The 19,847-nt window shown below is 73.3% G+C and carries 16 protein-coding genes; 13 read left to right on the top strand and 3 right to left on the bottom strand.

Annotation, left to right across the window (positions count from 1 at the left end; translation table 11 throughout):
- Positions 1 to 244: 244 nt before the first annotated feature.
- The 11 genes from P3T37_RS27265 (at position 245) to P3T37_RS37100 (ending at position 10,714) form a co-directional block, all read left to right on the top strand.
- Complete coding sequence (locus P3T37_RS27265) at positions 245 to 1,804, top strand: ATP-binding protein (protein WP_280726543.1); 1,560 nt, start codon at positions 245 to 247, stop codon at positions 1,802 to 1,804.
- The gene (locus P3T37_RS27260) at positions 1,804 to 2,223 is read left to right on the top strand and encodes a roadblock/LC7 domain-containing protein (RefSeq protein ID WP_280726542.1); all 420 of its coding nucleotides are present in this window, start codon (positions 1,804 to 1,806) and stop codon (positions 2,221 to 2,223) included. Before P3T37_RS27265 ends, P3T37_RS27260 begins: the two co-directional genes overlap by 1 nt.
- Entirely contained in the window at positions 2,220 to 2,585 is a 366-nt protein-coding gene (locus tag P3T37_RS27255; RefSeq protein ID WP_280726541.1) for a DUF742 domain-containing protein, read from the top strand. The genes P3T37_RS27260 and P3T37_RS27255 overlap by 4 nt, the downstream gene beginning before the upstream one ends.
- Positions 2,566 to 3,210, top strand: a complete 645-nt coding sequence (locus P3T37_RS27250; protein WP_280726540.1) for an ATP/GTP-binding protein — start codon at positions 2,566 to 2,568, stop codon at positions 3,208 to 3,210. Before P3T37_RS27255 ends, P3T37_RS27250 begins: the two co-directional genes overlap by 20 nt.
- Positions 3,207 to 4,469, top strand: a complete 1,263-nt coding sequence (locus P3T37_RS27245; protein WP_280726539.1) for a cytochrome P450 — start codon at positions 3,207 to 3,209, stop codon at positions 4,467 to 4,469. The genes P3T37_RS27250 and P3T37_RS27245 overlap by 4 nt, the downstream gene beginning before the upstream one ends.
- Positions 4,469 to 5,689: a cytochrome P450 gene (locus P3T37_RS27240; RefSeq protein ID WP_280726538.1), complete on the top strand. Its 1,221-nt coding sequence runs from the start codon at positions 4,469 to 4,471 to the stop codon at positions 5,687 to 5,689. The genes P3T37_RS27245 and P3T37_RS27240 overlap by 1 nt, the downstream gene beginning before the upstream one ends.
- Positions 5,690 to 5,832: 143 nt before the next feature.
- Positions 5,833 to 7,203 carry an ABC transporter substrate-binding protein gene (locus P3T37_RS27235; RefSeq protein WP_280726537.1) on the top strand — a complete coding sequence of 457 codons (1,371 nt, stop codon included), beginning with the start codon at positions 5,833 to 5,835 and terminating at the stop codon, positions 7,201 to 7,203.
- Positions 7,204 to 7,219: 16 nt separating this feature from the next.
- Positions 7,220 to 8,227 carry a sugar ABC transporter permease gene (locus P3T37_RS27230; protein WP_280726581.1) on the top strand — a complete coding sequence of 336 codons (1,008 nt, stop codon included), beginning with the start codon at positions 7,220 to 7,222 and terminating at the stop codon, positions 8,225 to 8,227.
- The gene (locus P3T37_RS27225) at positions 8,224 to 9,165 is read left to right on the top strand and encodes a carbohydrate ABC transporter permease (RefSeq protein ID WP_280726536.1); all 942 of its coding nucleotides are present in this window, start codon (positions 8,224 to 8,226) and stop codon (positions 9,163 to 9,165) included. Before P3T37_RS27230 ends, P3T37_RS27225 begins: the two co-directional genes overlap by 4 nt.
- A gap of 79 nt (positions 9,166 to 9,244) precedes the next feature.
- On the top strand, positions 9,245 to 9,937 hold the full coding sequence (locus P3T37_RS27220; RefSeq protein WP_280726535.1) for a ribonuclease HII: 693 nt from the start codon (positions 9,245 to 9,247) through the stop codon (positions 9,935 to 9,937).
- Between the two features lie 348 nt (positions 9,938 to 10,285).
- Positions 10,286 to 10,714 carry a hypothetical protein gene (locus P3T37_RS37100; RefSeq protein ID WP_348533286.1) on the top strand — a complete coding sequence of 143 codons (429 nt, stop codon included), beginning with the start codon at positions 10,286 to 10,288 and terminating at the stop codon, positions 10,712 to 10,714.
- Between the two features lie 65 nt (positions 10,715 to 10,779).
- Here P3T37_RS37100 and P3T37_RS27210 read toward each other — a convergent pair whose 3' ends face one another.
- Positions 10,780 to 11,418, bottom strand: a complete 639-nt coding sequence (locus tag P3T37_RS27210) for a hypothetical protein (RefSeq protein WP_280726580.1) — start codon at positions 11,416 to 11,418, stop codon at positions 10,780 to 10,782.
- 240 nt (positions 11,419 to 11,658) lie between these two features.
- Positions 11,659 to 13,863: a RecQ family ATP-dependent DNA helicase gene (locus P3T37_RS27205; protein ID WP_280726533.1), complete on the bottom strand. Its 2,205-nt coding sequence runs from the start codon at positions 13,861 to 13,863 to the stop codon at positions 11,659 to 11,661.
- 205 nt (positions 13,864 to 14,068) lie between these two features.
- Between P3T37_RS27205 and P3T37_RS27200 the strand changes: the two genes are divergently transcribed.
- Complete coding sequence (locus P3T37_RS27200) at positions 14,069 to 15,583, top strand: DUF4192 domain-containing protein (RefSeq protein ID WP_280726532.1); 1,515 nt, start codon at positions 14,069 to 14,071, stop codon at positions 15,581 to 15,583.
- Between the two features lie 307 nt (positions 15,584 to 15,890).
- On the opposite strand, the gene P3T37_RS27195 is transcribed toward P3T37_RS27200, so the two are convergent.
- The gene (locus tag P3T37_RS27195) at positions 15,891 to 17,204 is read right to left on the bottom strand and encodes an alpha/beta fold hydrolase (RefSeq protein ID WP_280726531.1); all 1,314 of its coding nucleotides are present in this window, start codon (positions 17,202 to 17,204) and stop codon (positions 15,891 to 15,893) included.
- 534 nt (positions 17,205 to 17,738) lie between these two features.
- Here P3T37_RS27195 and P3T37_RS27190 point away from each other — a divergent pair.
- Entirely contained in the window at positions 17,739 to 19,838 is a 2,100-nt protein-coding gene (locus P3T37_RS27190; protein ID WP_348533288.1) for a glycogen debranching N-terminal domain-containing protein, read from the top strand.
- Positions 19,839 to 19,847 lie beyond the last annotated feature (9 nt).

The raw sequence follows: 19,847 nt of genomic DNA, 5'->3' as shown, positions 1-19,847 counted from the left end.
GGTGGGGCGAGGACTTCGGTCCTCGCCCCACCTTTTGCGTTGCGTCTCAGCCTTCGGGTGGTTCGCACCCTGACGTCACTTGTCCGGACCGGGGAGAGCACAATGCGTCAACTGACCGGTTGAGACGCGCATCTGAATCGATATGATCTGTTGACTGCGTGAACTGATCATGTATCTCCCGGTGACGGGAGAGAGGTCCGCCGTCACCCGTTCTGACTCCGACGCTCACCCCGAGGATCAGCTGATGACCGCACGCCTTCGACGCCCGACCGGTGCACCGGTCGGGCTGCTCTGTGCCCTCGCGGCCGTGCTGGCGGGCGCCGGTGCCGTCGTCGCCGCCCGCGCGGCGGCGCCTTCCGCGGAGCGGTCGGTGGTCGCGCTCTGGGCGTCGGCGGCGGCGCTGGCCTGGTGTGCGGCGGTGGTGGCGGCCGTCGTCCTGCGTGGGCGGGTCGGGCGGTTGCGGGTCCAGCTGGCGGAGGGGCAGGCCAGGGTGGAGGCGGCGCACGCCGCCGCGCTGCGGGCCGGTACCGACACGGCGGCCGCGGTGTCCGAGGCGCAGGCCTCCCGGGCGCGCGCCAACGCGGCCCGCACGGAGGCCGAGGCGGCCCGGATCGAGCTGCTGGCCGCCCGTTCGGAGACCGTCGAGGCCCGCGCCGAGGCCGCCGCCGCCCGCGCCGCGGCGGACGACGAGCGGGCCGAACTCGCCCGGCTGGCCGAGCAGACGATTCCCCAGGTGGTGGGCCGGCTGCGGGCCGGGGCCTCGGTGGACACCGTCCTGGTGGAGCACCGGCAGACCGCGCACGAGGACCTGCTGCGGCTGATGGCCCGGGAGGTCGCCTACGGGGAGCGGCAGCGGGCGGCGGCGCTGGCGGTCTGCGCGACGGCCGCCGGGCGGGTCCAGGCACTGGCCACCAGCATGCACGCCGAGCTGCGCGAGATGGAGCACCGGCACGGCGAGGAGGTGCTCGGCGACCTGCTGCGGCTGGACCACAGCACCGCGCAGGCGGGACGGATGGCCGACAGCATCGCCGTGCTCACCGGCGCCCGTAGCGGCCGCCGGTGGACCAAGCCGATCGCGGTGGAGAGCATCCTGCGCGGGGCGCTCGGCCGGATCGGCGCCTACCAGCGGGTCCGGCTGCACTCCGCGAGCACCGCCGCGGTGGCCGGCTACGCGGCCGAGGGCGTGATGCACGCGCTCGCCGAACTCCTGGACAACGCCACCAACTTCTCGGCCCCGCCGGCCGAGGTGCACGTCTACGTCGAGGAGTTGCACTCAGGCCTGGTGATCACCGTCGAGGACGGCGGCCTGGGCCTCTCCGAGGTCTGGCTGCGCCGGGCCGAACGGGCCGTATCGGGCGAGGCGTTGGACCTGACGGCGCTGTCGGCCGGCACCCGGCTCGGCCTCGCCGTGGTCGGCGCGCTGGCGCGCAAGCACGGCCTGTCGATCTCCTTCCGCCCCTCCTCGCGCGGCGGCACGGGCGTCGTGATGCTGATCCCGGAGCAGCTCGTCGCCCACCCCGAGCCCGCCGCGGCGCAGCCGGTCCGGGTGACCGCCCGGCCCGCGCCGGCGGCCACCGCGCCGCAGTCCGTCCCGCCGCCGCCGATCACCGACGGCGGCCTGCCCAAGCGCCGTCGCGGCCAGACCATGTCGGCCGCCACCGGATCGGTCGCCGCCCCCGCGGCGAAGACCGGCCGGCCGGAGACGGCCGGCCGGTTCGGCGCGTTCCGGCAGGCCGTCCAGGGCCCGCAGTCCGTACCTCCCCACCCTGCTCCCCCCGCTGACCTCCCGAAGGACAACTCCTGATGAGCAGCACTGCCGACCGCGATCTCGACTGGCTGTTGGAGAACCTGCTGACCGACACCCCCGGTGCCAGACACGCCCTGGTGCTCTCCGCCGACGGCCTGAAGCTCTGCCACAGCGCCGCGCTCGGCACCGACCAGGCCGACCAGCTGGCCGCGATAGCCTCCGGCATCCAGAGCCTGTCGCACGGCGCCTCGATCGAGTTCGGTGACGGGACGGGCGGGGTGCGCCAGTCGATGACGGAGTTCCACGGCGGCATCCTGTGCATCGTGGAGGCCGGCGCCGGCGCGCACCTGGCGGTGGTGACCGACGAGAGCGCCGACGTCGGGCTGGTCGGCCACCGGATGCACGCGCTGGTGGAGCAGATCGGCACGTTCCTCAGCTCGCCGCCGCGCGGGATCGACGCCACCCCGGCGCCGTGACCCGGGTCGGGCAGCCGGCCCGGGACGACGATCCGGACCGGCTCTACACGGTGACCGGCGGCCGCAGTCAGGCCCCGCAGCACGCCTTCGACGTGGTGACCCTGATCGTCTCGGAGGACGAGCCGCAGCCCGGGATGCAGTCCGAGCACGCCAGGATCCTGCGGCTGTGCGCGCGTCCGACCGCGGTGGTGGAGGTGGCCGCCGAGCTGGGCCTGCCGGTCAGCGTCGTCAAGATCCTGCTCGGCGACCTGCTGGAGGCGGGCCGGATCACCGCCCGCCACCCTCGGTTCGTCCCCGCCCAGGCGAAGTTGCCCGACCTCGACATGCTGAAGCAGGTGCTCCATGGACTCCAGAAGCTCTGATGCCGCGGTTCTGCCCCCCGCCGCGCGGACGCCGCTGCGGAGCACCGCCGACAACGCGCTGAAGATCGTGGTGGTCGGCGGCTTCGGCGCCGGCAAGACCACGCTGGTCGGCTCGGTGAGCGAGATCCGGCCGCTGGCCACCGAGGAGGTGATGACCCGCGCCGGGATCGGTGTCGACGACCCGTCGGCGGTCCGGGACAAGCGCGCCACCACGGTGGCCTTCGACTTCGGCCGGATCACGCTCTCCGCCGAGAGCGTGCTGTACCTCTTCGGCGCCCCGGGGCAGGAACGTTTCTGGTTCCTCTGGGACCGGCTCTTCACCGGCGCGCTGGGCGCGGTCGTGCTGGTGGACACCCGGCGGCTGGACGAGTCCTGGTACGCGATCGACCGCCTCGAGCACCACGGGACGCCGTTCGTGGTGGCCCGCAACAACTTCGAGCCGCCGCGGCACAGCCTCGCGGAGGTCCGCGAGGCCCTGGACCTGTCGCCCGGAGTCCCGCTGCTGGACTGCGACGCACGTGACCGGGAGTCCAGCAAGCAGGTGCTGATCGAGCTGGTCCGCCACCTCTATGCCCGCGCCGAAGCCGAACATCCGCACCGCGTCGAACTGGAGAGCGCACCGTGACCGAGCCAGCGACCACCCCACCGCCGGGCTGTCCGGCGCACGCCGCCGCGGCCCCGCTGCACGGCCCGCGGTTCCAGACCGATCCGAGCCAGGTCTACCGCGAACTGCGCGGCGCGCACGGCCCGGTGGCGCCCGTCGAGCTGGCCGGTGGGGTGCCGGCCTGGCTGGTCATCGGCTACCGCGAGCTCCAGCTGGTGACCAGTCAGCCCAAACTGTTCGGCCGCGACTCCTCCCGCTGGAACGCCTGGCCGAGCATCCCCGCCGACTGGCCGCTCAAGCCGATGATGGCGCCGGTCCCGTCGATCCTGTACGCCGAGGGCGCCGAGCACCAGCGCCGGTCGGCGGCGGTCACCGACGCGCTGTCGGCGGTGGACCCGTACGAGCTGAAGAAGAAGTGCGAGCAGATCGCCGACCTGCTGATCGACGAGTTCGCCGGGCGCGGTGAGGCGGACCTGGTCGCCGAGTACGCGCACCGGGTGCCGCTGCTGGTGCTGTGCTGGATGTTCGGGCTGGACGACGCCCAGGCGCCGGTGCTGATCCGCGGCCTGCTGGACATGCTGGACGGCGGTGCGGACGCGCAGAGCGGGGCGCAGCGGCTGCTCACCGTCATGCTGGAGCTGGTGGAGGCCAAGCGGGACCGGCCGGGATCGGACGTCACCACCAGCCTGCTGATGCACCAGGCCGGGCTGAGCGACGAGGAGATCATGCGCGACCTGCGGGTGCTGCTGATCGCCGGCCACCAGCCGACCTCGTACTGGATCGCCAACGCCCTGCGTCTGATGCTCACCGACGAGCGTTTCGCGGCCTCGCTCTCGGGTGGTCGCCGGAGCATCGCACAGGCGCTCACCGAGGCGCTCTGGGAGGACACCCCGACCCAGATCTTCGCCGGCCGGTGGGCCACCCGGGACACCCGGCTCGGCGGCCAGCAGATCGCCGCCGGCGACATGCTGCTGCTCGGCCTGGCGGGCTCCAACGCCGACCCGGCGGTGCGCCAGGAGAACGGCGCGGCCGCCGAGGGCAACCACGCGCACATGAGCTTCTCGCACGGCGAGCACCGCTGCCCGTTCCCGGCCCAGGAGGCGGCGGAGGTGATCGCCGGCACCGCGATCGAGGTACTGCTCGACCGGCTGCCGGACCTGCGGCTCGCGGTCGCCGAGCACGCCCTGGTCTGGCATCCGTCGGCCTGGGTGCGGGCGCTGGTGGCGCTGCCCGTCGGGTTCACGCCGGGGTTCCGGACTTCTGATGGAGGAGCACTCTGATGAGCACACCGATCGTGCTGGATCCCTTCGCCCGCGACAGCGCCGGCGAGGGCGCGCTGCTGCGGGCCGCCGGTTCGGTGGCCGCGGTGGAGCTGCCGGGCGGCGTCCAGGCCTGGGCGGTCACCCGGCACGCGGCCGCCCGCGCGCTGCTGACCGACCAGCGCCTGGTCAAGGACGCCGCCCACTGGGCCGCCTTCCAGCGCGGCGAGGTGCCCAGGAGCTGGCCGCTGATCGGCCTGGCGGTACCCGGACCGAGCATGGTCACCACCGACGGGGAGGCGCACCGGCGGCTGCGCGCGCTGGTCGCGCAGGCCTTCACGCCGCGTCGGGTGGAGTTGATGCGTCCGCAGATCGAGGCGATCACGGCCGAGTTGCTGGACGGTCTGGAGGCGGGCGCGGCGGAGGTCGACCTGAAGACCGCCTTCGCGTTTCCGCTGCCGATGACGGTGATCGGCACCCTGCTCGGCGTGGACCCGGCCGACCACGCGTACCTGCGGGAGCTGTACGAGCGCTTCTTCAGCAGTGTGCCGGACCCGGCGGGCATCCAGGCGACGATCGCCGCGCTGAACGCCTTCGTCGGCGGTCTGGTCGAGCAGCGGCGCAAGGAGCCGGGCGAGGACCTGACCAGTGCCCTGCTGGCCGCCGACGTCGACGACAGCGGCGGCCAGGGTGACGGGCTGAGCGACGCCGAGGCGGCGGCCACCCTGCGGGTGATCATCGCGGCCGGCCACGAGACGACCGTCAACCTGATCACCAACGCGGTGCGGGCGCTGCTCACCCACCCCGACCAGCTCGCGCTGGTGCGCTCGGGCGAGGTGTCCTGGGCGGCGGTGGTGGAGGAGTCGCTCCGCTGGACGCCGCCGACCAGCAACTTCCTCTTCCGCTTCGCCGCCGAGCCGATCACGGTCGACGGCGTGCTGATACCGGCCGGCGACCCGGTGCTGATCTCGTACAACGCGATCGGCCGCGACCCGTTGCAGCACGGCGTCACGGCGGAGCTCTTCGACGTGACCCGGGACCCGATCCGCCACCTCTCCTTCGGCCACGGCCCGCACGTCTGCCCGGGTTCGCCGCTGGCCCGGCTGGAGGCGCAGGTGGCGCTGCCGGCGCTCTTCGCGCGCTTCCCCGACCTGGCGCTCGCGGTACCGGACGGGGAACTGCGCCCGGGCGCCTCGATCGTGGTCAACAGCCTGCAGACGCTGCCGGTGCGCCTGCGTTGAGTTGAAGCCCTTTTGTGGATAAACCTGAACGTGTCCCTTCACCTCAGGGGGCGGGTGCGTTAACGTCTCCAAGCCAGTGACGGCTTTCGATCTCCGGTTCAGCGCAGCGCCAACTCGTCTCCACCAGGCCGCAGGAGAGCGCTTTGAAGACCACGAAGAGTGTCCGGCTCCGCAATCGTCTACTGGTGGCTCCGGCCGTACTGGGCTTGGCCCTGACCGCCGCCTGCTCCAACAGCTCCAGCTCGGGCGGCTCGGCCCATGCGGGCGCCACCCTGACCGGCGACTGCGCCAAGTACCAGCCCTACGCCGGACACGCCGGGACGCAGGTGACGATGTTCGCCTCGATCCTCAGCCCGGAGTCGGACTCCCTGCAGAAGTCCTGGTCCGAGTTCAGTACTTGTACCGGCATCAAGATCTCCTACGAGGGCTCCAACGACTTCGAGTCCCAACTCCCGGTCCGGGTCGCCGGCGGAAACGCACCCGATCTCGCGATCATTCCGCAGCCCGGTCTGCTCGCCCAGATGGTCAAGACCGGAAAGGTCGTCAAACCGCCGGCCCAGACGGTCGACAACGAGAACAAGTGGAGCCCGGTCTGGAAGACCTACGGCTCGGTCAACGGGACGTTCTACGCCGCGCCGATGAGCGCCAACATGAAGTCGCTGGTCTGGTACTCGCCCAAGGCCTTCCAGCAGGCGGGCTACCAGGTGCCCAAGACCTGGAAGGACCTGATGGCACTCAGCGACAAGATCGCCAAGGCCGGTGGCAGCAAGCCCTGGTGCGGCGGCATCGGCTCCGGCACGGCCACCGGGTGGCCCGCCACCGACTGGCTGGAGGAGGTCGTCCTCGGCGGCCAGGGCGGCGACGTCTACGACAAGTGGGTGAACCACACGATCAAGTTCAGCGACCCGCAGATCACCTCCGCCATGCAGACCGTGGCCGACTGGATGCAGAACCCGGCCTGGGTCAATGCGGGCATCGGCGACGTGAAGTCGATCGCCACCACGACCTTCCAGGACGCGGGCGCCCCGATCCTCACCGGCAAGTGCTGGATGCTGCAACAGGCTTCGTTCTACGAGGCGCAGTGGCCCAAGACCGCCAAGGTCGCGCCCGACGGTGACGTCTTCGCCTTCCAGCTGCCCGCGGTGAACCCGGCCATCGCCAACCCGGTGGAGGGCGGCGGCGAGTTCCTGGCCGCGTTCTCCAGTCGGCCGGAGGTGCAGGCGGTGCAGAACTACCTCTCCACCGCGGACTGGGCGAGCAGCCGGGTGAAGGTCGCCAGCGGGTGGGTCTCGGCCAACCAGGGCGTCGACAAGAGCCTCTACACGGACCCGATCGACCAGCTCTCGGCCGCCGCGCTGACCGACCCGACCGCGACCTTCCGCTTCGACGCCTCGGACATGATGCCCGCGGCGGTCGGCTCGGGCCAGGAGTGGAAGTCGCTCACGGCCTGGTTCGCCGAGGGGCAGTCGATCCAGCGGGTGGCCGCCGACATCGACGCGTCCTGGCCGCAGTAGGAGGGACATCGTGCGCATGCTCCTCGCCGGCACCCAACTCGCCGACTCCGCCTGGAACGACGCCGCGATCAAGCTGGGCAACAGCCTCGGCGCGATCGCCGGCTTCCTGGGCATCCTCCTGGTGGTCTTCTTCGTCGCGGGCCGGGCGACCGGGCGGCTCGGGCGGCCGACGGCGATCGCGGTTCTGCTGGGTCCCGCGGTGCTGCTGCTCCTGGTGGGGCTGGTGGCACCGCTGATCCGGACCCTCTACCTGAGCTTCCGCAACGACGACAGCACCCGCTTCCTCGGCGGCAGGAACTACGGGTGGGCGCTGACCACCGACTCCATCCACCAGGTGCTGCTCAACACGCTGCTCTGGCTGCTGGTCGCGCCGCTCGCGGCGACCGGTCTGGGTCTGGCGCTGGCCCTCGCGGTGGAGCGGATGAAGTGGCAGGCGCTCTACAAGTCGCTGGTCTTCATGCCGATGGCGGTCTCGCTGGTCGGCGCCAGCATCATCTGGAAGTTCGTCTACGAGTCCCGTGAGGCCGGCCAGCCGCAGATCGGCCTGCTCAGCGAGCTGGTCGGCCGGCTCGGCTGGAAGCACCCGCCCAACTGGATCCTCGACCACCCGCTGAACGACTTCCTGCTGATGGCCGTGATGGTCTGGGTGCAGACCGGCTTCGCCATGGTGGTGCTCTCCGCCGCGATCAAGGCGATCCCGGACGAGGTGACCGAGGCCGCCAGGCTGGACGGCGCGAGCGGGCTGCGGCTCTTCTGGTACGTCACCGTCCCGATGATCCGCACCACCCTGGTCGTCGTGCTGACCACCGTCATGATCGTCACGCTGAAGGCCTTCGACATCGTGCGCACCATGACCGGCGGCAACTTCGGCACCCAGGTGCTCGCCAACGAGATGTACTCGCAGTCCTTCGTGCAGTTCAACGTCGGCCGGGGCAGCGCCCTCGCGGTGATCCTCTTCCTCGCGGTGCTCCCGCTGGTCGCCTACAACATCGTCCAGCTGCGCAAGGAGCGGACCACCCGATGACCAGTCAGACGTCCACGGTCTCCGTGCCGTTGCCGGCGGCGAAGGCCGTCCGCAAGTCCTTCAGCAGCCCGCTTGCCTCGGTCTTCGTCGTCGTGGTGACAGTGCTCTGGACCATCCCCACCTTCGGGCTGCTGGCCACCTCGCTGCGCCGTCAGCAGGACGTGGCCGACAGCGGCTGGTGGAACGTCTTCACCCACCCGGAGTTGGTGCTCTCCAACTACCACACCGTGCTCTTCGAGGGCGGGTTCGGCGTCAGCGGCGGCCTGATGCCCTACCTGGTCAACTCGTTGGCCATCAGCGTCCCGGCGACGGTCTTCCCGCTGGTGCTCGCCTCGATGGCCGCCTACGCGCTGGCCTGGGTGCGGTTCCGGGGGAGCGACACGCTCTTCTTCGTGATCTTCGCGCTGCAGGTGGTGCCGCTGCAGATGGCGCTGATCCCACTGCTCCAGCTCTTCTCCGGCGGCGCCCACCTCGGCGGGGTCACCATCGTGCCGTCCTTCGACCTGAGCGGCACCTACCTGCCGGTCTGGCTGGCGCACACCATGTTCGCGCTGCCGCTGGCGATCTTCCTGCTGCACAACTTCATCTCCCAGCTGCCCAGGGACCTGATGGAGGCGGCGGTGGTGGACGGCGCCTCGCACTTCAGGATCTTCCGGTCGATCGTCCTGCCGCTCTGTGCGCCAGCGCTGGCATCGTTCGCGATCTTCCAGTTCCTCTGGGTGTGGAACGACCTGCTGGTGGCGCTGACCTTCGCGGGCGGGACCCCGGACGTCGCGCCGATGACCGTGCGGCTGGCGCAGCTCTCCGGGTCGTTCGGCGGGCGCTGGGAGCTGCTCACCGCGGGGGCGTTCCTGTCGATCATCATTCCGCTGATCGTCTTCTTCAGCCTCCAGCGGTACTTCGTGCGGGGGTTGCTCGCCGGGTCGGTCAAGGGCTGAGCGGATCCGCGCGTCGACGGCTCCGGCCGCCGTAGGGTGAAGCCGACAGCTCGACGCTCTGCCCGAAGGACCACCTGCCATGCCGTACACCCCGCCGACCCACAGTGTGGAGCGCTCCCTGCGCCGGGCCGGAGCGACCGTCGTGGCGGGCCTGGACGAGGTGGGGCGCGGCGCCTGGGCGGGGCCGGTGACCGTCGGCGCCGCCGTGACCGGTCTGCGGCGGCCGCCCGAGGGGCTGACCGACTCCAAGCTGCTCACCGAGCGCCGCCGTACCCAGCTGGCCCCGGTGCTCGCGGACTGGGTCACCGCGCACGCCCTCGGCCACGCCTCCGCCCAGGAGTGCGACGAGCTCGGCATGACGGCGGCGCTGCGGCTCGCGGCCGAACGCGCCCTGGAGGCACTGCCGGTCCGGCCCGACGCGGTGATCCTGGACGGCAAGCACGACTACCTCGGCGGATCGTGGAACGTGCGGACCGTGATCAAGGGCGACCAGAGCTGCGTCTGCGTCGCGGCGGCGTCGGTGCTGGCCAAGGTGCACCGGGACGGCGTGATGGCCGAGCTCGCACCGCAGTACCCGGCATTCGGGTTCGACGACAACGCGGGCTACCCCTCGCCGGTGCACCGCGCCGCGCTGGAGGAGTACGGACCGACCGAGTACCACCGGCTCTCCTGGGCCTACCTCGACGCACTGCCGCAGTGGCGCCACCTCAAGATCACCCGCGAGCTGCCGGCGCCCGCCGACGGGAGCGAACAACTCACGCTGGGTTTCTGACGATCACTCATGAGTAGTCGCGGGCGGTGTACTGCGCCGATCGGCTCGTTCGGACGATGCCCAAAAGGTGGGGCGCCCGTGCGCATCCGACTGGCATTTGATAGATATCCGGGTATGCCTGTCTTCCCCGAGGAGCCGGAGATTCACGAGAGCATCCCGGGCCCCGGCGTTCCCTTCCCCCGCGAGTCGGACGCACAAGCCCTCAGCACGCCTGCCGTCGGCGGCGTTTCCCCTGTCCACCCCGCCCCTGCGGGCGCCGCCGTACCCGGGCCCCGGCCCGGTCCGCCGCGCCCCGCGGCACCGCGTCCCGGGCCGCCGCGGCCCGGAGCGAGGGCGGCGCAGATCCCGATGCCCGGACCGCGCCGGGCCCCGGCCGGCCCGGCCGTCCAACTGCTGCCGTCCACCCCGGCCGCGGCGCTGGAGCGCGCGGACGAGGCGGTCGACCAGCTGCTGGAGTCGGGGCGCGACCCCGGCGACATCCTGGTGCTGACCGCGGCCGCGCCGCACCCGTGGCAGCAGCACGAGCTCACCTTCGGTGAGCAGCACTACTGGGCGCAGCTCGCAGAGGGCGCCGACGTGTTCTACGCGGACCTGGCCACCTCCCGTCCGGTCCGCCGCGAGGTGGTCGTGCTGGTCCTCGACGGGACGTCAGCAGCCAGTGCCGCACAGGCTCTGCAGAAGGCGCTCACCCATGCCGGTGCGCTGCTGGTGGTCTGCGGCGCCACCGCGGGACTGGCCGGGCATCCGGCCGTCGGCGGACAGACCGTCCGGGCCTGACCGGGTCGCGCCGCGCGCGGCGCGACCCGGCCGGCCCTGGCGGTGGCGCCTGCGGGCGCCCGGGCTCAGTGTGCGGCGCGCCGTACGTGCTCGGGCTCGGACGGTACGACCGGGTACCACGCCCACGCGGAGCGCGCGAGCTCAGCACCGCTACGCCCGTCGTCGACGCCCCGCGTCGGCAGTTCGGAGACGGTGCGCACGGGACGCTCGGCCCAGGAGCCGGCGTGCGGGGTGCGTCCGACCCGATCGTCGCCGAACGCCTGCCATCCGGCCGGCGTCAGTGCCACATACGCACCGCATCGCAGGCCGTGCAGCGACGAGGCGTCGCGCAGGGCCCACATCCATGCCCCGTCCTGCTCCGTCCAACCGGGCGCGCCCTCGCGGCAGCGCAGCAGCACGGCGGTCCGCCGGGGTGTGGCGAGCCGCAGGTCGTGCGGGATCACCCGGCGCAGCTGGCCGAGGATCGCGTTGCGGTGGTGCCAGCCGTCCGTCACGTGCGGCCGGGCCGTCACCGAGGCGGAGGCCACCACCCGATGGTCGCCGTCCAGCACCGCGACCACGCTGGTGCCGGGCGGGGGCAGATGGCGCTGGTGCAACTCGGTGACCAGCTCGCGGGGATCGCGCAGCGGCGGCACCGCCGCGTTCGCCCAGCTCTCCAGGTCAATGCTCCGGCGTGGGACGGAGGGGAGCCGATCGCGGTCGATCCCGTGGCGCACGATCCTCCTTCCCGATCCCGCGGAGCGCGCGGGCGCGTGTGTGCGTACGCCGAAAACACGGTCCTGAGGGACCGAGTTCGGGGTACCGGGCAATTGTCACGTCAGATGGGCCTCAGCGGCAACGACGCACTGGCGAATCCCGCCCGAAAGCTCTGTGTCCCCTGGACATATTCCCCGGATGGCCCGCCCTCATCCGGGTGCCGCAGCAGTACGCCGGCCGCCGGGGGGCTATCCCTGCACCGCCAGCACCAGGGGCAGCACGGCTTCCGCTCCGGCCCGGCGGAGCAGCCGGGCGGCGACGGTGACCGTCCAGCCGCTGTCCACCAGATCGTCCACCAGCAGGACGGGCCCGGGCGTGGCGGCGAGCGCCTCGGTGAGCTCGGGAGGCAGCACCAGCGAGCCGGCCAGCGAGTGCAGCCGCTGCGCGCTGTTGCTGCGGGCGCCGTACGGTGCGCGGCCGTCCACGTACTCGATCCGGCCGAGCAGCGGGAGTCGGCCGATCGCGCCGATTCGGGCGCCCAGGCTGGCGACCAGCTCGGGCCTGGAGGCGGACGCCATCGTGACGACGCCCACCGGCCGGGCGGTCTCCGGGCCGCTCCCGGCCCAGCCGCCGGGGCCGCGCGCCCAGTCCGCCAGCACGGTGACCAGCGCGTCCAGCACGTCGGGTGGGACGGGGGCGTCCGGTGCGCCCGCGGTCAGCATGGTGCGCAGCCGACCGCCCCAGCCGATGTCGGAGAGCCGGCCCAGCGCCCGGCCGGACTGCGCCTGCTCGCCGGCCGGGATCCGGCCCTTGAGCGGCACTCCCAGCGCGTCCATCCCGGTCGGCCAGAGCCTGCGCGGCTCGAAGGCCACGCCGGGGCGGCCGAGTGCGGCCCGGGCGGCATCCAGCGCCTCGGCCGAGACGTCCGGCTTCAGCCGCGGGCCCGCGCAGACGTCGCAGCGACTGCAGCTGGTGGCCTCCTCGTCGTCCAACTGGCGGCGCAGGAACTCCATCCGGCAGCGGTCGGTGGTCGCGTACTCGCGCATGGCCTGCTGCTCGGCCTCGCGGGCGCGGGCCACCTTGGCGTACCGCTCGCCGTCGTAGGCCCAGCTCTCGCCGGTGGCGAGCCAGCCGCCGCGCACCCGGCGGACGGCGCCGTCCACGTCCAGCACCTTGAGCATGGTCTCCAGCCGGGCGCGGCGCAGGTCCACCCGGGCCTCCAGGGCCGCGGTGGAGAGCGGCCGACCGGCCTCCTCCAGTGCGGCGAGGGTGCGTCGGACCTGCTCCTCAGGCGGGAAGCCGAGCGAGGCGAAGTAGCGCCAGATCGCCTCGTCCTCTCGGCCTGGGAGCAGCAGAACCTCGGCCCGGTCCACCCCGCGGCCGGCGCGGCCGACCTGCTGGTAGTAGGCGATCGGGGAGCCCGGCGAGCCCAGGTGCACCACGAAGCCGAGGTCGGGTTTGTCGAAGCCCATGCCCAGGGCCGAGGTGGCCACCAGCGCCTTGACCCGGTTGGCCAGCAGGTCGGCCTCGGCGCTGCGGCGCTCGGCGTCCTCGGTCCGGCCCGAGTACGAGGCGACCGCGAAGCCCCGGCCGCGCAGGAAGTCGGTGACCTCGTCGGTGGCGGCCACCGTGAGGGTGTAGATGATGCCCGAACCCGGAAGTTCGTCCAGGTGGTCGGCCAGCCAGCCCAGGCGATGGGCCGGATCGGGGAGGGGGAGCACGGCCAGGCTGAGGCTCTCCCGGTCCAGCGGGCCGCGCAGCACCAGGGCCCGGCCGTCGGAGCCGGCCGTGCCCAGCTGCTCGGCGACGTCCTCGGTCACCCGGGCGTTGGCGGTGGCGGTGGTCGCGAGCACCGGGACGCCGGGGGAGAGTTCGGCGAGCATGGTGCGCAGCCGGCGGTAGTCGGGCCGGAAGTCGTGGCCCCAGTCGGAGATGCAGTGCGCCTCGTCGACCACCAGCAGGCCGGTGGAGGCGGCGAGCTTGGGCAGCACCTGGTCGCGGAAGTCGGGGTTGTTCAGCCGCTCGGGGCTGACCAGCAGGATGTCCACCGAGCCTGCCGACACCTCGGCCTGGATCTCGTCCCACTCCTCCGGATTGGCGGAGTTGATCGTGCGGGCCTGGATACCGGCCCGGGCTGCGGAGTCCACCTGGTTGCGCATCAGGGCGAGCAGCGGCGAGACGATCACCGTCGGGCCGGCTCCGGCGGCGCGCAGCAGCGCGGTCGCGATGAAGTAGACGGCCGACTTGCCCCAGCCGGTGCGCTGGACGACCAGCGCCCGGCGGCGGTCCAGCACCAGCGCTTCGATGGCCAGCCACTGGTCCTCGCGCAGCTGCGCCGCAGGGCCGGCGAGCTCTTGCAGCACCGCCTCGGCGCGGGCGCGGGCCGCCGCGCGGTCGGCGGGGGTGGGAGCGAGGTCGTTGGTGTGCGGCACGGGCTGGTCCATGGGGTCCATGGGGTCCATGTAACAGCGTGCGGCGGACAGCAGGCCAACCGTTGCCCGGAACCTGTGGACAAGTGAACGGGGGAAGCGAGGGTGCTTCACCCGTTCGGAGGCTTGTACGGCCGTGTGGGTGACAGTGATTGTCCCCAGGGAGGTGGTTGTCCACAGGAAAAAAAGAAATCCGGGCTGCGGGCCGAATCGGTCGCACGCTTCCGTCATGACTCACGACGATTCCACCCGCTCGCCCCGCGGTCAGCTCCCCGGCGGGCTTCCCGCCGGGCTGCCGGTCAAGATGCGCAGCCCGGCCGACATGGCCGCGATGCTGCCCTACCTGTTGGGCTTCTACCCCGACGACAGCATCGTCGCCGTCGGGCTCCAGGGCAGCTCGCTCCGCCAGGGCGGGGCGATCCGGCTCGACATCCCGGACGATCCGCAGAGCTGGCCGTTGGTCGCCTCGGAGAGCGCCCGGCTGCTGCTGGAGCTCTCCGAGGAGCGCGACCGCCGTCCGGCGGGCGTGCTGCTCTACCTGTGCCGGGATTCGACGCCCGGCGCACCCCCGGTGGCCGCCGCGCTGCGACCGCTGGCCGATCATCTCGTCCGGGCTTTCCGGGCCCTCGACCTTCCCGTGAAGGAGGCGCTCTGCCTCTGCGACGGTCGCTGGCGGTCGTATCTGTGCCTGGATCCGGCCTGCTGTGATCCGGCGGGGACGCCTGTGCACTCCGGGCACGACCCGGGCGCCGCGGTGGCTGCGGCCACCTTCGCGGGCCTGGCGCCCCGCGGTAGCCGCAAGGCCATCACGGACGCGCTCGGTCCGGTCACAGGCCCCGTCGCCGAGCGTCAACGGGAGGCGTTGCAGCGCCATGCGGACGCCCTGCTGACGGCCGTCGGCGAGCAGGGCGGCCGGGACCGGCTGCTGGACCGTACCGGCCGGCTGATCGACGAGGCGGTGGCCGAGTTCCGGGCAGGCGCCCTGCTGCTGGACGACGAGCGGGCGGCGCGGTTGATTCTCGGCCTGCAGGACAAGATCAGCCGGGACCGGGCCGCGGAGTACGCCGAGGCAGCGGAGCTCGCGCCCGCGCAGCGGCTGTGGCGGTTCCTGGCCCGGCGCTGCGTCCCGCCGTTCCAGGACTGCGCGGCCGCGCCGCTCACGCTGCTCGCCTGGACGGCCTGGCTCGCCGGGGACAGCGCCATCAGCCGGGTGGTGCTGTCGCGGGCGCTCGATCTCGACCCGGACTACACGCTCGCCCAGCTGCTCTACCACTCGCTCAACACCGGCCTGGAGCCGGACCAGCTGCGGGAGACCGTCCGCGCGGAGCGGGCCCGTCGACACCGGCCCGGGGAGCCGCCCGGGACCGCGGTCGCGGACGATCCGGAACAGCCCGGCGGTCCAGTCCCCGGTGGTCCAGTCCCCGGTGGTCCAACCCCCAGTGGTCCAGCCCCTGGTGGCGCCGACCGTCCCGGCGGACCGGCAGGGCGGGCGCAGCAGAGTCGGCCGGCCACCCACACCAGCGATGCCGGGGCGCCCGGCGTGCGCATTCCCGGCCAGCGGTGCGGCGGCGGCAGCCCGCCACCGCCCCGGCTCCCCGGCGGGGTGAGCCGGCCGCCCGGCTCGGACACCCCGCCGAGCGCCGCCGCGGCAGGGCAGCCGGCCGCTGGACACCGCGCGCGGCCGGCCCGCAGCAGCGATCGCCGAACCCTTCGTACCGTCCGTGACACCTCGATCGGAGCCTGAGATGACTCAGCATCAGCACATCGGCACCGGCCCGCAGCCCCGCACGGCAGCGTTCACCGCCTCGCACGACCCCGCGCGCCTCGGCCCCCGGCGCCCGCGACGCCCTCAGCGTCCCGAGCCGCTCCGCCCGCCGGAGCCGTCCCAGCCCTCGGCCACCGTTCAGCTGCGGCTCGCCCCACCGGCCCCGCAGGCGAGGTGCCGAGCCTGGCTGCGCCGCGTGGTCCGCGGGCCGAAGCACCTGCGCGGCCGGCGCCGACCGGCGGCGGTGCGCCGACGCACTCCCCGTTTCCCGTACGGCGGGCGGCTGCTACAGCTCGCCGCGGGACATCCGGATCAGCCGGTCCAGGACGTGGTTGCCACTGACCCGCAGCCCGTCGTGCTCCCACTCGTTGGTCACCCAGGTCCGGAGCCCCCGAACCGAGTCGGCCGTCGCCAGGGAGTCGGCCGTGTCCACGTACATGTCGTCGTGGTAGACCGCTGCCACCACCGGCACCTGATTGGCCGCCAGCACCGCCGGCGCGTACAGGTCGGGCCAGTCGGTGCGCTGGGCGAGCAGCTCGGCGGCCCCCCGCAGCGGGCGCAGCGCCGGGTCGGTCTCGAACATCCAGGGGTAGATCATCTCCCCGGTGAAGTGCACCGGGGTCCCGGCCTCCAGCGCCTGCACGGCGTCGAACTCCGGGAACTCGCTCCGGACGCGCTCGGCGGCCCAGTCGGTCGCCCCCGGGTCCACCGAGCGCTGCCCGTAGATGGACTCGTGCAGCACCGCGTAGAGCGGCCCGTCCGCGTGCGAGAGCTTCGCCTGGGCCCCGGCCAGGAAGCTGTCGGACAGTTCGAGCCCCGCGCTGCCGCGGACCCACGCCTCCTCGAGCAGGTAGTGCAGCGTGTCCGACCCGCTGCCGGCGCCGAGCATCAGGCCGAGCGACTGGAAGGCCTCCACGGTCAGCAGGCCGCCGTCGGGCAGCGGCGCCGCCGTCACAGCCAGGTGCTCGACGATCCGCCGGACCGCCTCGACGTCCTGGGGGTAGCGGGCGTAGTGGCTCTTGTTCTTACGGGCGACCCGGGGGTAGGCGGCCCGGTACACGTCGGCGGCGCTGCTCCGCAGACCGGCCAGCCCACCCGTCACCATGGCCTCGCGCAGGCCCTCGGGGGCGAGCGAGAGGTACGTCAGGGTGCAGAAGCCGCCGAAGCTCTGGCCGAGCAGCGTCCACTGGCCCTGCTCACCGATCAGCTGGCGGCGGATCAGTTCGGCGTCCCGGACGATCGAGTCGGCACGGAAGAACGCGAGGTACTCCGCCTGCTCCTGCGCGCCGCCGCGCAGCAGGAGGGTCTGGCGGGTCGCCGGGGTCGACCGCCCGGTGCCGCGCTGGTCGAGCAGCAGCACCCGGTAGTCGTCCAGCGCCCGGTCCAGCCAGGCGTCCCGGCCCAGCGGCCGCCCAGCCTTGCCACCCGGTCCGCCCTGGAGGAAGAGCAGCCACGGCAGGTCGGCCCGCTCCTTGCCCGCCGCCACGACCTCCCGAGCGTAGACCTCGATCTGCTCACCCTGGGGGGCCTGATGGTCCAGCGGTACCTGGAACAGATGGTCGGTCAGAACGATCCCGGGCTGTCGGCTGACGACGGACATGAGGCTCCTCGGTCTTTGCTCGGTCTGCTGGGCGGTCGCATCAGGTCGGCTGCTCCGGGTGCGACGCCCGTGCTGTTCACGGGCGAGCCCAGGCGCCGGTCGGAGGTCGTTCCGACAGGGTTGGCGCCACCCCGGCACCGTATCCTGACGCCGGGTGAGCCGGATGGGGGCCGTCCTGACCCGGCGACCAGCGTCTTTGTCCCGCCACAGCGGGCGCTGCGGGCCGGCGCCTGTAGGACCGCACGGTCGGCCGATCCGAGCCGCCGCCACCTTGGGCGTGACCTGCGCCCGGTGCACCGCGTTCACTCTGCGGAGCACCGCCGAGGCCGCAGCGCACGGTGGTGGTGCCTGCGGGAGAGCGGGGACGGGCTGCACCCGGATCTGCCCTACCGTGCCCCGGGTGCTCCACGGCGAACCGCCCGAGCGGATCCGCACGGGCAGCAGACGATCCACGGCAGTTGTGGCCCACGGGCCCGCCCTGCCGACCGACAGGAGGAGAACCCGGTGACGGCCCCCAGGCCAGCACAGACTGCGATGCCGGCCGAGACCGTTGGCGGGTCCCGGCCCATGACGCCGGGACGGCCCGAGCCCGTCTCCGCCGGTCCCGTCAGGCCCGCCGCTCAGGCACGACGACAGCCCGTCTCCGCCCACGGCGACGTGCTCTGCGTCAATGCCCCGGCCATGGCGGCCTCAGGCCCCGACGGGCAGCTGCGCGGCGAAGGGCTGCACGGGTTCTTCCGATCGGGCGTCCGGACGCTCAGCAGGATGGAGCTCAGACTGGGCGGGATCGAACCGCTGGCCCTGCAGGGCGACCTCTCCTCCGCCGCCCAGGCCCGCTTCCTGGCCGCGGTGCGCACCCCGGGCGATCTGGACCCCGACCCCGCGCTGACGGTGGAGCGGCTGCGGCACGCCGACGGCGTGGAGACGATCACGGTCCGCAACGCGGGCAGCAGGCCGGCCCGCCTCCCGCTGGAGATCACGCTCGGGACGGATCTCGGCAACCTCGCCGACATCGCTGCCGGACAGCGTCCGCCGGACGTCCCGGGTCAGGTTCAGTCCGCCGGGCTGCGGTGGTCGGCCCGCGGGCACGGAGCAGTCGTCTCGGCCCGGCCCTCGCCGCACGCCGTGCTGGCCGGGGCGGGCGTGCTGCGCTGGGATCTGGAGGTTCAGCCGGGAGCCCGCTGGTCAGTCGAGCTCCAGGTCGAGCTGGAGAGTGCGCCGACGGCGGTGCGACCGCCGATCGGCCGGGGAGCCGGTGTCGCGATTCCCTGGCCGGACCTGGCGATCCGCTGCGACGACTCGCGCGCCGAGGTGCTGGTGCGGCGTTCGCTGGACTCCCTCGGCAGCCTGCTGCTCGCCGACTCCGACCGGCCGACCGATCTGTACGCCGCGTCCGGTGCGCCGTGGAGATTCGGGCTGGCCGCGGCCGACGCCCTCTGGGCGGCCCGGTACTCCCTCCCGCTCGGCACCAGGCTGGCCGGGGGGACACTGCGGGCGCTGGCCCGCCGTCAGCAGGTCGCGGCAGGACCGTCCGGCCGCGCGGAGGGGCTCATCCCCGGGGCGCTGCGCCACGCCGGTCCGGAACTGCCGCCCTCCTGCACGGCCACCGAGGCCACCCTGCTCTTCGTCACCGTGCTTGCCGAGGCCTGGCGTTGGGGGCTGCCCCGACAGGAGGTACTGGAGCTGCTCCCGGCAGCCGAGCGTGCCCTTTGCGCGTTGCGGGCGACTGCGGAGAGCAGCGCCGTCGAGGGCTTTGTCACCGACCTCGGGCGGGCCCCCGACGAACGCGTCGGCTACCTCCCGGCCGCCCGCTGCGAGGTCCAGGCCCAGGCCCATCGCGCGGCGCTGCACGGAGCGGAGCTGCTGGAGGCCTTCGGACGCCCCGGCGGGGCGCAGTGGCGGGAGTGGGCGGCCGGCCTGCGCAGCCGTTTCCGGGAGCGGTTCTGGGTCGACGACCTGTCGGGGGGCCGTCCGGCCGCCGCGCTGACCGCTGACGACCGCACGCTCTCCGCCGTCGCCTGCTCCTTCGTCCATCTGCTGGACCTCGGTCTGGCGGCCGAGGGCGACTCGCTGCCGGGCCTGCTGGACCGCGAGCAGACCAGGCTGCTGGCGCAGCGGCTCGCCGCGCCGGAGCTGGACTGCGGCTGGGGGCTGCGGACACTCAGTTCCAAGTCGGCGCGGTTCAACCCGCTGGGTCACCGCAGCGGCGCCGTGCGGGTCCACGAAACCGCGATGGCGGTGTCCGGGTTGGCGGAGGCCGGGTTCGAACGCGAGGCCGGAGCGCTGCTGGAGGGCCTGCTGGCGGCCTCCGCGCACGCGGGCGGCCGGCTCCCCGAGATGTACGCGGGGGAGCAGCGCCTACCGGACTGCCCGCCCGTCCCGCATCCCGCCGCCTGCCGTCCGGCCGCGGTCTCCACGGCCGCCGCCGCACACGCGGTCTTCGCGCTGGCCGGCGTGCGCCCCGACGTCCCGGCGCGCCGCGTCGTGGTCAGGCCCGCCAGCACCGCGCCGCTGGGGGAGTTGGAGCTCTCCGGGCTGCGGGTGGCGGGCGAGCCGTTCGCGGTCAGGATCAGCCGGATCGGGGTGGCGGTGGTCGAGGAGGCGTCCTCCGAGCTCCAGTTGGGCGCTCGCTGACACCCGGCC

This window comes from Kitasatospora sp. MAA4 (genome assembly GCF_029893355.1).
Taxonomy (GTDB): domain Bacteria; phylum Actinomycetota; class Actinomycetes; order Streptomycetales; family Streptomycetaceae; genus Kitasatospora.
This window is presented reverse-complemented; position numbering and strand designations above follow the sequence as displayed.

Bases quoted from the DNA above. Each gene is read 5' to 3' on its own strand.
- P3T37_RS27220 (WP_280726535.1), top strand. From the start codon at position 9,245: ATGCCGTACACCCCGCCGACCCACAGTGTGGAGCGCTCCCTGCGCCGG.
- P3T37_RS27200 (WP_280726532.1), top strand. From the start codon at position 14,069: ATGACTCACGACGATTCCACCCGCTCGCCCCGCGGTCAGCTCCCCGGC.
- P3T37_RS27230 (WP_280726581.1), top strand. From the start codon at position 7,220: ATGCTCCTCGCCGGCACCCAACTCGCCGACTCCGCCTGGAACGACGCC.
- P3T37_RS27190 (WP_348533288.1), top strand. From the start codon at position 17,739: ATGCCGGCCGAGACCGTTGGCGGGTCCCGGCCCATGACGCCGGGACGG.
- P3T37_RS27205 (WP_280726533.1), bottom strand. From the start codon at position 13,863: ATGGACCCCATGGACCAGCCCGTGCCGCACACCAACGACCTCGCTCCC.
- P3T37_RS37100 (WP_348533286.1), top strand. From the start codon at position 10,286: ATGCCCGGACCGCGCCGGGCCCCGGCCGGCCCGGCCGTCCAACTGCTG.
- P3T37_RS27195 (WP_280726531.1), bottom strand. From the start codon at position 17,204: ATGTCCGTCGTCAGCCGACAGCCCGGGATCGTTCTGACCGACCATCTG.
- P3T37_RS27260 (WP_280726542.1), top strand. From the start codon at position 1,804: ATGAGCAGCACTGCCGACCGCGATCTCGACTGGCTGTTGGAGAACCTG.
- P3T37_RS27265 (WP_280726543.1), top strand. From the start codon at position 245: ATGACCGCACGCCTTCGACGCCCGACCGGTGCACCGGTCGGGCTGCTC.
- P3T37_RS27225 (WP_280726536.1), top strand. From the start codon at position 8,224: ATGACCAGTCAGACGTCCACGGTCTCCGTGCCGTTGCCGGCGGCGAAG.
- P3T37_RS27250 (WP_280726540.1), top strand. From the start codon at position 2,566: ATGGACTCCAGAAGCTCTGATGCCGCGGTTCTGCCCCCCGCCGCGCGG.
- P3T37_RS27240 (WP_280726538.1), top strand. From the start codon at position 4,469: ATGAGCACACCGATCGTGCTGGATCCCTTCGCCCGCGACAGCGCCGGC.